This is a genomic window from Agaribacter marinus, assembly GCF_030160655.1.
Classification (GTDB): domain Bacteria; phylum Pseudomonadota; class Gammaproteobacteria; order Enterobacterales; family Alteromonadaceae; genus Glaciecola; species Glaciecola marina.
This window is the reverse complement of record NZ_BSOT01000007.1, coordinates 254,614-271,383: the sequence shown is the minus strand read 5'-3', so window position 1 is coordinate 271,383 and position 16,770 is coordinate 254,614. Positions and strand designations below refer to the sequence as shown.

3 protein-coding genes are annotated in these 16,770 nt (G+C 42.8%); all 3 read right to left on the bottom strand.

The window, feature by feature from the left end:
- Positions 1-13,804, bottom strand: a 13,804-nt coding sequence (locus tag QQK00_RS15665) for a LamG-like jellyroll fold domain-containing protein (protein ID WP_348521160.1), incomplete at its 3' end; no start/stop codon positions are given.
- Between the two features lie 212 nt (positions 13,805-14,016).
- Positions 14,017-15,306: an amidohydrolase family protein gene (locus tag QQK00_RS15660; protein ID WP_284218577.1), complete on the bottom strand. Its 1,290-nt coding sequence runs from the start codon at positions 15,304-15,306 to the stop codon at positions 14,017-14,019.
- The gene (locus tag QQK00_RS15655; protein WP_284218576.1) at positions 15,303-16,712 is read right to left on the bottom strand and encodes an amidohydrolase; all 1,410 of its coding nucleotides are present in this window, start codon (positions 16,710-16,712) and stop codon (positions 15,303-15,305) included. Before QQK00_RS15655 ends, QQK00_RS15660 begins: the two co-directional genes overlap by 4 nt.
- Between the last annotated feature and the right edge of the window lie 58 nt (positions 16,713-16,770).

The window sequence follows — 16,770 nt, the reverse complement described above, 5'->3', positions numbered from 1 at the left end:
CACTCGTATCTCTGATTTCATCGGTACCATCGCCCCGGCGGTAAATGTAGGTATCTTTACCCCCGCCACCTTCTAGCCGGTCATTCCCCGCGCCGCCGATTAACACATCGGCACCACCGCCGCCTTTTAAAGTGTCGTTGCCGCCATAGCCTTTTAAGATTTCATCTTCTGCAGTACCCGTAAGCGTTTGTTTATTATCTGTACCGTATATAACATTAACATCGGTGGTTTCCCCCGTCACATCGTCGTAATCCAACACATAACGGAAGTACACCGTACCGCCTGCATCTTGTGACCAAATCTCTTTAGCAATACCATCAGGTGCAATGCCATGTTGGTCAGTGCGGTCAAACACGCCCAATTCCCGCGCATCTTCCCAAGCGCTATCATCAAAGTCGACGTCCTGCCAACCCGCCTGATAAGTGCTCGACACCTTCCACTTACCATTACTATGAAAACGACCACTGGTTGTATCAATTTGCGCGACCATACGGTAACCACCGCCTGTATCCACGGCCTTAACCGCAATCACATTCTTACCAGTTTGCTGCGTGACATTCACTGCTTCGGCTTGATTCCATCTGTCGCCGGTCAATCCTCCGTCAACCAACTCACCGTTAAAGAAAATTTCTTCGTGGTCATCCACCAATATTGCCATCGATAACGCGGGGTCGATAACCTTAGACAATTGACTGATTTCGATATCATCTAGCACCCGGTTCCATAACACCACATCATCCACAGCGCCTGCGAAGAACGCATTACCTGCTGTCATACCATCATGCATGCGGGTTTCGCTGTTTATACCACCCACACCAATACCATTATTGTGCGTGGCTAACTGCATGCCTTGGCTGTTGGCAGTATCAAACTCCGTCCCATTTAAATATGCCCTTAACGCACCTTGCGTTAACTGCGTAGGCGTCTCATTAGCATCCAACACCAAGGCGACGTGATACCATTTATTCGCTTCAAGTCCACCAATAGATTTAAAGGTACCGGGCCAAACTTCGGCGTCATTGCCTTGTTGGTTGATATCCCAACCACCGGTATACAAAGTGTCATTATCGATATAAATATTTAAACCACCATGCGCGCCGCCTTGCTCATAAATCACCTGACGCCCGCCATTGGCATCATCCATTTTAAACCACAAGGCGATGGTCTTAGATGTATACATGCCTTGCGAGTTAATACCATCGCGATTATTAATGATTACTCTGTCGTCTACTCCGTCTAAGCGCAGTGCACCATCAAATAAGCCACCGTCAACATCAACACTGGCACCGCCACTTAAATTACTGTTAGTCGCACCAGTCACATCACTGGCATCGTTATCAAAGGTGAAGTGTGCTATTTGGTCTGCAGTGCTGATATCATTTGAAGCACTAGTTGCCTGAGTTAACGCAACTGTATTACTTAACACTACAGGTGATGCACTTGGTGTTACAGATGTTGACAACTGTCTGGTCGTAGCAAGTATTGGTGAACCATCGTTCAAATCAGCAATATTTAACGTCTCAGTAGTACTCTCATTTGCCTGTGATAGGAGACTGACTTGAGTAGACAACTGTGGAGAAATTAGCGAAGCGCTGGCCGCTTGTGCGCTTCTAGGCTGTATCGTACCATCAATATGCGTGTCCTCGACAACAATATTAAATGTTTGAGAAACTTGCTCGCCAGTAGTATTGTTTTTTACCAACAATGTCGGTGAATATGTATTTCCTCCTTTTCTGCTACCCGCAATATTAGTAATCAAGCCAGTATCACTTACATATAATTGCCCGAAACCACCTCTAGAGGAAAATGAATAACTAATACTATGATTTGGTTTAACATTATTAAGCCTAACTTGATATGCTAATGCATTTGTAGGTGATTCGCCATGACGAAGCGTCGGAATACTTCTAATACTCATCGAGTTATCAGCAACATTGAAAGAAAGCGTTTCTGTTACGCGTCTACCGTAAATATCTTCTATCGTTACAACAAGATCATGCTTGCCTTGATCGTGGTAACCAGGAACACCACCAAATTGTTCATCTCCGTCATAGTCGAGCCAATCAGGCTTTTCGACACTGATAACTTTTGTACCCGCGCCCGTCAATGAAAGGAAAAAGCCTCCGCGGCTACCTTCAACAAATTCTGGCTTTTTGAAGAACTTTACCGTTGGCGCGAAGCTTGGGTCTAGATTATCAACAATAAACTCAAAATTGGCGTAACTACTAGAGTATTGCTTACCATCATATGCTCGTACCGACGCTTTAGGGTTTTGCCAAGCACTAGTGAGACGCTCATAAATTAGGTAATTTCCCTCTATCCTGTATCCTGAAGCACTTCCATTACTCAACTGAAAACTTAAGGTATCACCATTGTTGTCGTCGTCGAAATGTTGGCGTAAATCAAACTGACCCGAAAACTCAGTACTTGACACAAATCCTTCGCGTAAGTGAGCTGGGGTATTCTTAAAGTAAGGCCTGGTGTTAACTTCTGGTTCTGGTGTAACGCCTGGGTACTCAAAGGTAAATGTGACTGGCTCTGAGTCCAACCCATTTCCATCTAAGTCGGTCGCAATAACTGTTGCTGAAACAGTATGGTATCCATCATCTGTCCGAGTATAAGATAATCGTCTTCCATCACTAATGAGTTTTAGACTAGCACTATCAGCTCCTTCACGACTAACAATTCTATATTTAAGCTGAGATATACTTTCGTCATCTTTAAAATAATTATCAAATAGTGGAAAATTCCTCTCGACGTCACCGGCTTTCATCTCCAAAACAAAATTCTTGACGTTGTTTTTGTATGGTGTGGTATTTGTATTCTGTACAAATAACATCAATTCTTTATTATAAGTTGTTCCCTGAACATCTACATAAACCGTAATTGAATGTTCACCACTCTCGCTAAACTCAGGTGCCCCAGTAATTGTACTACCTACTAATCTCATCCCTGAAGGTAAACCGCCAACAGCATTGATCGTTGTTCCATTTGGCACAATTATGTCTACACTTTTATGCTGCCCTTCTTTTACAGAGTAGCTCGACAAACTAACCTCTGGAGCACTAGGTGGTGTCGGTTCTGTAGGTGGCAGTGTCGTCTCATCTATAGTATCGTTTACGACTAACCGTACGCTTTTTTCCGCTACGCGCCCCGTAAAGGACTCTGTTACCCTAACAGTTCCGTAATACGTGCCTTGCCTATACGCTCCTGCAATATTCTCCATTACGCCAGTTTTTCTATCTATCGTCCACCGCCCTAGCAACTCATCATTTTCTTCTAGGGTGTGAATGAGCTCGTAGGTGAGTGAGCTTGCTACACGTTTATTACTTACCGGTACTGCTTGTGTAAATTTATTACCTACACCTTCTCCATGAACAATCGTGTCCATGCCGTCAATTCTCGTACCTATAGTGCCAATTTTCAGGGGTGCTGGCGTAACCGTATCATTCACAACGAGTACAAACGCTTGTTGGAGCTCAGTTCCTTTGGTTACATCTCTCACAATTAAGGTGATTGGGTAAGATCCCTGCTTAAAGCCACCGGCTTTATTACTAAGTAAGCCTGTAAACGGATTTATCTCTAGACGTCCAAGTATTTCTTCATGCTGAATCTCATATTCAATAGCGTGCCCAATAGGAATATTAGCTACGTTAATTTGATATGAATATTCCTTACCTTCGTCATGAGATAACGTTTGCGTTCCATTGATAAGTTCGCCGATTGACTCAATACTCATTTCTTCATGGATCGTATCGTCTACCACAATATGGAATCGCTGAGATACTGAGATACCAGAGTCAAGATCAGTAACAAAAACTCTTGCAAGGTATGTTCCCTGCTTATATGCACCAGCAACATTAGTCAATACACCTGTAGATTGATCAATCCTAAGCCGCCCCAAATCCCCCGTAAACTGCAAGCTAAATTTAAGGTTTTCACCTGCATTTTTAACAACAACATCATGCTTTAATTCGTTAATTAATGACTCACCATGTCGCAACGTAGGAATATGTTCGATGTACATAGAGCCGTCATCGGGTGTAGACGCAACCGTATCTTGAACATTAATATCAAATGATTGAGTAAGTACTTGTTTTGTAGTTTCGTTAGTAACGACAACCGTTACAGGGTATGAACCGTGACGGAATGACCCAGCCTTATTGTAAAGTAAACCAGTCTCTTTATTTATGCTAAGGCGACCAAGTACCTCTTCATGCACCAATTTATAGCTGATTTTATGCCCCGCAGGCACATTCTTTACCTTTACTTGATAGGTAAAATCTGCGCCTTCGCCGTGTACTAAGGTAGGAATAGGTACTAATTCTAATGCCTCAATATTGAGGGTTAAATCAAGCGGAACTGAGTTTAACTCGCCATCATTCGCAACGATACTAAAGTCAATCGAATCAATACTTTGATCTATAGGGACAATTCTAGGATCCCCATATGCATTGGTTGTTGTTCGAAACAATAATTTTGTTGCATTGCTTGACAGTGGAATGGATCTTAACCCTTGAATGTCAAGTGATACAAACTGGGGGCGCCCATCGGTTGTCTCTTTAAGGTAACCGACTAGCAGCCAACTGGGGATATTTTGTCCTTCAGCTAAATTCAAGGTAAAATTTAGCCTATTACCTTCTGGGTCTTCGATATATTTATTTAAATCAACTACTTCTTCATAAACGTGACCTTCAATAATCGGTTTAACCCCCGAAAAACCTTGCACACTAGTAAATCGAGGCTTTAAGTCACTTACAACGGGCAAATAAATGGGCAATACGGTGAAAAACTCAGGTTTATTCGCATTTGATGCTCGAATAGCATATTCATGCTTTCCACCTTGGGCGCTCGATGATACTAAGGAAAGCGTTTGTTCATCACCTTCACCCGCTATTTCTAGTTGCAGCCAATGGTTCGCTGGCACTTCAACATACTCATTGCCATCTTTATATAAGAGGTCGTAAGTCGGTGCAGTGCTGCTAGGGTTTAAAAATATTTCAGATGAGAAGCCTATCGTTTGCCGGTACGCTTCACCAATACTTGCCGGAGTATAATGTATATCTGGCGCATTCGGATTGACAATTGGTGCGGCTTCTAAACTAATATTGCCGCTATAACCATTCAGTACTTCTACCGTACGGCGGTTACCCATGGCATCATATGTATAAGTTAACGCCGAACGTATTTTTTCGGCGCCACTCGCACTCTCATTTGGCACTTCTGTCACCAATACCCGTGCCACTCTGCCTAAGTCGTCATAAATAGTATCGGTACGTTCAACTAAGACCTCACCAAGGCTATTAGTTACGTTACGCGTTTCGCTAACTAACTGCCCATTGAGGTCATACGCAAAGTTACTACTGCTACCCGTTGATGAATCGCTAATTTTTTTCAGTAAACCATTGTCATAATATTCGTAACTGACCGTTTGATCGTCAGATGTATAGTTAGTAATTTTAAGATCTAGTTTACGATTTTGTAGCTGGCCTTGCTCATATTCAAACCGATATTCGTTGCCGCCTAAGTCGTTTTTGTACACTTGTTGACCGAAATAATTAAATCGCGACGTTACTTGCTCAACATTTGTACCTTCGTATATACGCTCGTAAGTTTCTCTTATTTGATTGCCTTTACGATCAAAGGCATAGCTCATCTCAACGCCTTCTGGTGTATACGAGCGAATTATATTGCCACGAATATCGGTGTTATATTCGTATGTTTGTTCAAGTGCATTAGTAAATGCAGTTTTATGACCTAACTCATTATATTCAAATGTATTAAGTTTTTTATACTGCAATGAGCTTTGTTCGTCTGCTCTGCGCAGGTCGCCTGTTTCAACCACCTGCCCAAGCTTGTTAACTTTATTAACAGAAGTATATCCGATAGCGTTTTCAGTGGTGACTTGTTCGCCAAATACATTGTAGCCCAAATATGTGCTGTTACCTGTTTCATCTTGGGTCCTAGTTAAATCGCCACCCGCATTAAACGTATTGTAGCGCCAATTGCCATTGGCATCTTGGCGCCCAATAAGCTGGTTATGAATATCATAGCGGTTATGAAAAGTCGGACTATCTTGTTTAGCATTGCCATTCTCGTCGACAATAGAAACAATGGGCCTTGTCTCAGACAATATTTGGTTATTGTGATTATAGGTATAAGTGGTTGTTTTATTTAAGGCATTGGTTAGTTGAGTAATATTCCCCCAACGATCATATTCTTGTCTAACGCGTGGTGTCTGATTTAACGTTACTCTGAACGATGGTAAGTATACTTCTCTGCTACTTTGATACTGCGTGACAACTCGTCCGAGTGCATCAAGTTTGTTGAACGTGTCACCTTGAATAGCGTGAGTACTCTTAACCACATTTCCGCGTAAATCGTAAACATATTGTTTTTGTGCGCCATCCCCTTGATTGGTATTCGTCAGGCGACCGGCATTATCGTAAACAAAGTATTCCTGCAATGCCGCATTGCTAGCGCCGTTAAATTGTGGGTCACCTTGAGCATCTATCTCACCATAGCTGTTGTACTCAGAGACCAGTTTACTCTGAATAGTATTTGTATCGTCGGCTAAGTGAGATAAGGTAGTGTCTGTTACTTGACCTAAATTGTCATACCTGTAATTTGTAATCGAATATTCAGTTTGTTCGGGTGTTGAACTGAATCGCCAATTAGGAATTTCTTCTCGAATACTGATTTGTGAACTACTGCTTGCAATCCGGTCAGTGGTGACGCTAGCGACTTGTTCTCCTAGCTCATTAGTAACTATAACGTCTATTACTAGCGCTTCTATATCACTAAGGAAATTTTTATGCAAAAAGCCCGATAGAATCCCAGTATTCTCATCAAAATTGACTGTTGAAGGTAAAGTAATTTCTTCTCTAATAGGATCGCTGGTTCGATTACCTAATTGGTCAATATCTATATCAATATATAGTGTTGCTTTTACGTCATAATTGAACACTACACCAGGATTCAAAAACGCACGTTTTTCTTCTACTATGTTGCCACGATAATCATAGCTAAAAGTGGTTTCGGCATTATTTGCCGCTTTTAGTTTTATTACGTTATTGCGTGCATTAAACCATTGAGTTAGTACACGGTTATTGTTGTCAGAAGCAGATAACGTGCCGATTGTTTTTTCAGAAGTGTCAACTGATGCCACTCCTTGAATGGTATATATCGCATTGCCATGAATATCATATCGGTACTCTGTTACTAACGACTGAGTACTGCGGTTAACTGAATCAGTCAATGTGGCAGCGTTGGTCACTACTTCGGTTTGAGGTAACGCGCTTTGAGTCAATCTACCTAACGCGTCGTATGTATTTACGCTAACGCGTCCATTGCTGTCAATTCTTACGATATTACCTACGTTATCGTATTCAGTTTCTACTTCACTATTTTCATTGTCAGGCCCACCAATTGACAAACTCTCATTGCCACTGACATGATGATGTTGAATATTTAGCTGTATGTCTTTAGTTTTGCGCCCTAAAGTATCATATTCATACTCCCAAACACGATCCTTCACAGTCTCACTAGGCGTTGGTCTATAAGCCCGCTCACTGGTTGCTTCAGCATATTCCCTTAGGCCATCGATTTGGTTAAATGCGTTGTACGAACGCTGAGTAACATACCCCTCTGCATCAATTACATGCGTCTGATTGCCTAACTTGTCGTAAAAATATGATGTAACGGCATGTTCGCTGGCATTGATTTTCTCATAGGTATGAGCAACTTCTCCAAAGGCATTGTATTCATATGTGGTTAGTGGCGCGCCTCGTGCTAACAAGATGTTTCCGTTGCCATCTACGCTGCCGAATTGAACCTCAGGTTGCGTTACAGATGTTACTCGGCCTAACGAGTCATATTCATTGGTAATTGTTCTTCCTGCCCCCAAAGAGCCAAGACGTGACTGTATTGCTGCTATTTGAATCTCGTTTGCTGAGTTTCGCAATGTCATGGTAAGGCGTTTTTCGTATCTAGTTAACGATACTTGATTTCCGAATGCGTCATACTCGTACTCACTAACGTAGCCTTCTGCATCTACATCAAATCGTACTTGACCTGCAGCATCATAGGCTTTGTAACTATAAATAGTTGAACCGTCAGTAACAATTTTGTTTACCACTGCCTGCCCCAAAGGGTTATAGAATGTTTCTGATGAAACAGACGGGGCATTATCTGCGTTTGGTTCTATTACTTTTGTTTGACGACCTAATTCATCGTACTCAAAAACGGTCGTTTGAGATTGCTCTATTTCTGCGTCAGCTAATTGACTGACGCTTGCAGAGTCGAGTAAAAACTTTGCTGTACTTCCAGTTGCTGTTGTCGTTGCGCGTCTTAAAGGAATGACACCGATTTTGCGGGACGTGACGTTACCCAAGTCATCATAAGTAATTTCCGTTACTTGTCGAGCAAATGACAGCGCCTGAATTGAATTATCACGTTGCCACTGCACATTCTCAATAATAGGGGTAAACTCTCGAGTCAACCTTCCGGCATTGTCATAAGCATACAGCCAGACCTCACCATTGCGGTTCGTATAACTTGTTTTTTGCCCTGCTCTATTGTATGTCCAACTCTCAGATAGACCTCCAGTTTCTGTCGACGCTATGCGTCCAGCACTATCATATGTAGTGATTGACACTCTATCATCAGCATGAAAAACTGGATTGGAATAAGCCGCTGTCAATGAACTGTAATTAACGCTAGGCAAATCACTAAGACCGGAGATCTCACTTAACGATTTAGCATATGAAATCGTGCGTTCCACTCTACCTGCATCATCATATCGAGTTTCACTAACGTTGCCTTCACTGTCGATCGTAAAGCGCAGTCGGCCTATTCCATCATAATAAAAACGTGAAGCTCTGTGCTGAGTAGTGAGATCGTCGTTAGATTCACCATTTTGTTCTGTCAAACTTAATTGCGCGGCGACATTGGCCGGCGTATAACTTTCGCCATAAGGTATTGTTGTAGCGAATGCGCGGGTTTGTACCAATAGGCCTGCTGCATCATAAATATTTTGTTTAACCCTTGCTTGTCCATTCGTGTCACTTTCTAAGCTGAAGACAACACGTCCATTGTCATCATAAATCGACGCACTCTGCGTGTCTTTATCAGCGATCGCTAATGGTAAAAGAGTGTCTGCATTGTCAGCAGATATTTCACCAGACGCCATCGCTAACTTATCTGTTACAGACAACGGTGCTGAATTCGCAAATTTACGTTGAGCTATGACTAAGCCTCGTTTATCGTAGCTATTTACGACTGCTGCACCAACTGGGTCAAATGATGCAACCAACCTATCACTTGCATCATATAAATAGTGATATTGCATGCCTACTGCAGCACTTGTATCACTGACCCACCGCGAAATAGCATTCGCTGATAAAGCATCATCGTTATCATAGCCGTTAACATAAGGGCTAAAGTCAGCATTAAAGACAGTTTCACTGGTTTTATTGCCGTTTGCATCATACGTATATGAAGTCAGGCTACCTGTGCTATCAATCGTGTGCGCAAGACGACCAACGCCATCATAAGCAAAGCGAGTCTTGTGGTTTTCAGGATCTATACTAGTAACAACACGACCCTCATTGTCATAATGATATCGTGTTAAAGCGGCGATGCCGTCGGGGTCTAGTGTCGAGTGTGTTAAGCGATTATTATCATCATATATATATGTTGTAGTAACTGTATTGCTGCTACCATATCCCTCAATTCGGGTAACAGTATTGCCATCTTTATCGTATTCTAAATGCGTATGCGCCTGGATATCGGTTAATTCACCGCCCAGCATTTTTCCATTTACAGTATCGGTTAAATCACCATGTACATTAAATGATAGTTGAGTCGCGTTTCCTTCGCCATCAATGATAAATTGAGTTCTATTGGCGCCATCGTATTGATATGTGATTTGATTTTCGACGTCTAAATCATTGTTAGTCAATACACCTTTTTGAACAGTAACCGTCCTACCTAACAAATCGTAGCTTGTAACCTCTGACACTCTGCCGCGATTCGATTGGTAACTTAAAGTCACTTCTGTCCCTTCACCGGCTTGGTCATTGTAAGCAAAAAGGGTTTCGTTGCCTTCTGCATCGGTTTGACTAACAATGCGCCCAAATGCGTCATACCTGGTGGACATATTGGCATTTATTGCTGTGTTGTTCGCGCTGCTGTTATCAAAATCAATCGTCGTTCCAATGCGCAAACCTCTGGCATTGTAAATAAACTTGTCAGTTCTAATTTCACTATCACTTAATTTTGTATTTACAAACGATAACTCTCCAAAGCGATTGTAGTCGTTATCTACATAGCGTCCATTCGCTGCTGCACCGTTACGAATATTCGTAGAGGTTATGTCCAAGTTGCCACGACGGGTATAACTGTAGTCAGTTTTTATATCGTTATCGCTAGCCGCGCCATTTAAGGTAACGCTCAAACCACTGGTAATATCTCCGCCATTCAGCGTCCTTATTGCTTCTATGGGCAAACGGTTAACATAGCTGATTTGTTCGACAAGTTCTCCAAAATTGTTATATTCATTGCGCCTTACTTCACCAGCGTCTGAAATAGTAGCAACAACTAAATCACGTGAATCATAGAAATAGTAAGTAGTATTCCCTTCTTCATCAGTCGACGACGTTAGGCGTCCTTTCTTGTCAAAAATTTGAGAATTATCTAAAGCATCTATAGCTGCAACAATATCGGTTTCACTCGTCAAGCTAATCGATGCCGCGTCCTCGCCATCTGCAAGCCCTACGGTCCGGCCAAGCTCATCCTTTTTAAAGATCGTATTTCTAGCACTTTCACCACTCTCATCACCTACTAAATGCGTACTTGTGCTAATTAGATAGCCTTGAATGTTGTAGCCGAAGATAGTTACGGCACCATTTGGCAAACGAGTTTCGGTACTTACCTGACCGCGTTCGTTATACGTATAGGTAATCGTTACGTCTTCAAGATGCGCTTGCGGCAGGGTTAAATCACCATCGGCATATGTATATTCAGGTAGAAAATAGTCTATCGTCCGATACACCTGACCATCATCATAATACTCGATTGATCTAACCTTTCCTTCTGGTGAAATTGTGCTGATTATTTGCCCTAAAGCGTTGTATAGCGTGTGTGATACTCGATTTTGGCCTTGTGAGCTAACACTATCTGCGCTATCTGCACTCATCTCAGGTTGAAGCTCTGCCCAACTACCGGTAAGTTGTGTCGCTTTGTTGTATCCTGATTCGCTATATACAAAAGACTGGCTAGCAAACTCTGTCGTTGCAATTTGCCTACCACTGCCATCATATTCAAACTCAATTGCATAGCCGTCGGCATCAACAACTGCTTTTACCAAGCCGTCATCATTATAAAATGTTCGTTCGATACGCGCTTTTTGAGAAGGCGTTGGAGCTGAAATATTTTCTTGATTTACATCAACAACAATGTCATGCGAAATAACGTGCGTTCTGCGACTAGAGGAATCATATCGATATTCCGTTACGGCTCCTAAAGCATCAATGCTTAATATTTGACGTCCTGCATCGTCATATTCATAACGAATTTTTCTATCTTCGGCGGTTGAACGGCTACTATCTAACACTGCAGTAATTGCAGTTAGCGCAACAGAGCCCCCTTCACCTTCAACAAAACCAGTGTCATCAACCCATCCACTCGTTGATACTGTTTCGTTTGCATAAGTAATGAGTGTTGAAAGTTGGCTTGCGTCAGTATAACTATAAGCGGTAATAACACCCGCTTGATCTACCGTATATTGAACCCTGCCTGCGTCGTCATATAAGGTATAGCTCTTTGCGCCATTCGCATGGAGATTGGCAACCTGACGACCTTCTGCATCGTAATAGAAACCTTGTTCATTGAACTTGTCTGTATTGGTTGCGACGCCAGTATCTATAGATATTAATCTTCCCGCTGCATCAAATTCACTAGTCGTAACAAGGCCATTTTGTTGTGTCGTTGTTATTTGCTTTAACGCGTCATTATATTCGTTGGTTACAAGCGTGGTGCGCGTCTCTAGGTCAGTCGGACTCGCATCAGCATTTGCGGCACTTACTTGCTCTACGTCATACTCTGCGATTATCCGATTCAGTCCGTCGTAAGCGTATGCTTTTTGACGTAATTCAGGAGACGTCTCTGAAATCAATCGCCCAATCATATCGTAATGATAATAGTTTATTTGCGCACTATCTTGCTTAGCACTGCCGTCAGCATTTACTTCTGAATATTGGGTTTGAGATGATAGTTGACCTCTGAAATCATATGCATACTCTACAATACTGATGCCATGCTTATCGACGTTTGAAATTGACGCCAACCAATTCGTCATATCACTTAAGGTCAGTTCAGGACTATCTATGCTCCGAATGTCCTCGGAGTCAAACGTATATTTATTCGAATGATAACGTTTTTCTTGATAAAGCTGCCCAAGCGAATTGTATTCATACTCCGATACGCGACCTTCTGGCGATACAGAAAAACGTAAGTTTTTGCCATCGTAAACATAATATGACAAGAGGTTCTTTGGTGCTTCACCTGGCTGCTCAAGCAATGTACTTTCGACAAGAAGTAAGTTGTCGGCGTTAAATCGCCTGCTAACAGAATTACCTTCTCCGTCAGTTTGACCAACTTGATTACCATTGCTATAAGAAAATGTGACCGATTGAGACGATCCTTGCGTGATAGATTCAATCTCACCTTCGGTAGTGTATATATAGGACGTTTTTACTATTTGTTCATCAACTAAAGAATGTTTTTCAATTAGCCGACCTTCGCTATCGGTAATAAACGAGTATTCTCTGCCAGCAACCGTTTGTTTAGTAATTGTGGTATTATCGAGGCCACTTTCATAGCTGTATGACATTTCACCATTTGCACCATCAACGATCCTTTTGATCTTGCCTGTATTAGACTCATCAGCGCCGTAGTAAAAAAAGCTAAGCGTACTTCCGTCTGTCTGAGTAATTGAAGAAACTCGTTGAGAGCTATCACTTTCATACTCATATGTTGTGGTATAGACTTTTCCGTCTGCAATACTGTTGTCATCAGGCGTTAAATCGATAACAACATGCTCTAATCGGTCAAATTTATCGTATTGATAATACTGGCGTCGAATATCTTCATTATTCGCACCCAAGCTAACAATCGATTCAATCAACTGGTCTTTGTACTCAATCGTTGATTCTAAAGTAGTAATGCTGCCTTCAGCCACTTCGACGTCTGATCGAATTTTTTTAAGTTGCCCGTCTTCATAGATGTAACGATGCCCAAATCCATTTTTATCAAGCGCTGCCGTTTGTCGACCACTACTATCGTATTCCAAACGAAGCAAGCTGCTGCCTTCTTCGTATTGCCAAGTACCACTGCTGTACGTCAATTTGTCGTGAGCGCCCGCTCCATCTTTACTATAATACGTATTTGTACTGCCCTGTCGCTCGAATGTCTGTGACGCACCGTCTGCCGTTACTCGTGTCACTTGGCTATTTCCAAAGCTTCCTTCAATAGTACTCAAAAACCCAAGACGCCAATTGTCTTGCCCGTTTTGGTCGTCAATACTCCCCATACTATTGTATGTGCGTAGCACACCAAAATTAGCACCCACTGACGCTACACCAGAATCTTGCCCTTGTATGACAAGACTTCCAGTGCTGGCATTCACGAAAACCCGCTCATTACCTTGTCCAAGGTTAGCATTCCCATGCGCCCCTTGCGGACCAATTAGTGACAACGAAGAATTAAACAAACCAGCACTTTCGCTAGCGACAACAGCTACCATTTCTGAATTCCTTTTATAACTACAATTTTGCTCACCTCACGACAAGGTGTTTTGTAGCTATTCCACGAAATGACAATTTTGTTTAGCTTTTTTTTTATTTTTTTTTAAACAGAATAAAATTCAACAACTTACAAAAGTTTTTTATTCAATGAAAAAAGCCCAGCATCTAACACTGCTAGGCTTTAACAAATACAAAGTGAATACTATGTATATTAGCGGAAGTAACCTACGGGTTTATCCGTGCTTCGTTTCAGATACCTATCCCGCAACTGGATTTGGCGTGACGTCATGGGTATTTCTTCCCCCTCTATCATGACTAGCTCAGCGGCTTCTGTCACTTCAAGCGGATCGCCAGACCAAACCACTAAGTCGGCGCGTTTGCCCGGTGCTAAACTACCAATTTCGTCGACACCAAATATACTTGCAACATTGGATGTCAACGACGCAAGACCTGCATTATGGGGTAAGCCATTTGCAACTGCATTACCTGCATGTTGCGCTGCCAAACGGATATTATGTGTTTCCATGCCAATGGCAACCTTCACGCCAGCCTTATGCAAACGTCCAGCATTTTCCATTGTTGAACCCAACTGGTCAAAATCTCCTGGTAAATTGTTTTCAGGATTTAATATTACGGGCACATTTGCTTCAGCAATCTGCGCTGCAACTCGCCAACCTTCGGTGGCGGCAACTAACACAAGCTTAACGTCGCTATAACGAGATTGGATGTCTAAGGCTTGTAAAATATCCCCTGCTCGATGCGCTGTAACCAATAAAGGCGTTTCGCCCTTTATCACAGGAATTAGTGCTTTGGCATCTGCGCGTGAAATCATGCCTTCCCATCCTTGAGAGGGGCTCAAATCATGAGTACTCGCAAAAATAGCCTCATCTAAACTTTGATTCAACGCCACCCACAATGCGGCTCTAGACTCACCATTTGCATGCATACCGCTATTGCCCACGTCTACATGAACATAAGCTCTTGCTTTTAGGGTACTCGACAACTCATTATTTAAACTAATAACCGCGCCTTGGCCTTCAAACAACTGATCCGTGCGGCTGATACCCGTCACTGCTGATGTAAACCCTTCAACGCGTGTAATAGGAATAAGTGAAGAGTCTTTATTAATGGCGTACTGAACATCGTAAGCCGCCCCGACACTAGACACTGCATGAGGTTCAACGCGCGCATCTACGACGCCCGCCGACAAGCTCACTTCTTCTAAACCTAAACTTGTCAATGCACCAACAAACCCTGGTGTAATAACTTTACCGCTCGCGTCAATTTCTCGATAACCTGATGGTACCCGTTTATTGTCGAGTACTTGTTGAATTTTACCATTGTCAATTAAGACGGTGCCGTTTTCTATGATACCTGCCGCGCTCATCGTATAAATCTGCGCCCCTGTAATGGCGATTTTTTCAGCCATCACGCTAAAGCTCGCCGACACGCAAGTCGCGACTAACGACAGCTGACATATATGTTTGATAACTGTTTTCATTTCGCGTCTCCTTGCGTTACTTGGCCTAACTCAAAATCACTTACAGGCCATGTGCTTGGGTCGGTTCGGTCATAGACTAACGCCCCATCAATAAATACCTTTTCAGCTTGTGAATAAGTCGAAAACGGGTCACCAGACCATAAAACCACATCTGCGTTTTTTCCGTCTTCCAAGGATCCTGTGTGTTCAAAAATACCCAACGACTTTGCTGGGTTAGCTGACAACCATTGCCACGCGTCGGCCTGAGAAATGTCGATGCCTGCGCGCTTACCGTCCGACCACGCTTTTGCCGCTTCTTGGTTTAAACGTTGTATCCCCAAGTCACTGTCTGAGTGAACAATTGCGCAAGCGCCGGCAGTATGCACCATGGGGACATTCTCGCGAATCGCGTCATATGCTTCCATCTTAAATCCCCACCAATCCGCCCACATTGCAGAACAAACGCCGTTTTCAGCAAGCAAATCAGGGATTTTATAAGACTCCACAGCATGATGGAATGTACCAATCTTGTAATCAAACTCTTTCATTACGTCCATCATTACCGCCATTTCATCAGCGCGATAACAATGCATATGCACGAGGATATCACCTGCCAATACGCCTGCGAGTGTTTCTAACCGTAAATCACGCTTGGGCGCATCTCCCGCGCTGCCAGATTCGACCGCAGCATCGTACTTGTCCCACTTAGATTTATATGCTTGTGCATCAATCCACGCTTTACGATAGCCAGCCACATTCGCCATGCGCGTCATCGGGCCACCCTTGCTCCCATAAACACGTTTGGGGTTTTCGCCACAGGCCATTTTGATGCCGTAAGGCGCTTCTGGAAACTTCATGTCTTGAATCGTGCGGTTTGGTAAGTTTTTAACGGTTACACTTCGCCCACCAAATAAATTAGCCGAGCCCGGTAAAATTTGCATAGCCGTTACACCGCCAGCAAGCGCGCGTTGAAAACCGGGGTCTTGTGGCCAAATAGAATGTTCTGCCCACACTTCTGCTGTTACTGGTCCGGTCATTTCATTCCCATCAGAATGTGAATGCGTACCAGGGGACGGATAAACCCCTAAATGACTGTGGTTATCGATAATGCCCGGTGTTAACCACTTACCTTTTCCATCAATTTCAATTGCATTGGAAGGTATACTTACGTTTTTTCCGACATTGGCTACTTTGCCGTTTTCTAATAAAATTTGACCATCTTCTATTTTACCACCTACACCATCTAGAATGGTGACGTTGCTTATAAAAATCGGTGCAGATTCAATGACTTTGTATGTACTCGGGAATGGATTGTGCCTGTCGTGTACCCGCTGCTCTCCTTCATTTTTATCACTACACCCCGTGATAAAAACACCAGAGACAGCAAGCGCTAAGCCAAGCATTTTTATATTTGTTGTTTTGCGCATAGCTTTCCTATTTAGTTTGTTTCTGTATTTACAGCACGTTTAGACTAATTAGTTACAG

Coding starts and splice junctions, on each gene's coding strand:
- QQK00_RS15660 (WP_284218577.1), bottom strand. CDS start 15,306: ATGAAAACAGTTATCAAACATATATGTCAGCTGTCGTTAGTCGCGACT.
- QQK00_RS15655 (WP_284218576.1), bottom strand. CDS start 16,712: ATGCGCAAAACAACAAATATAAAAATGCTTGGCTTAGCGCTTGCTGTC.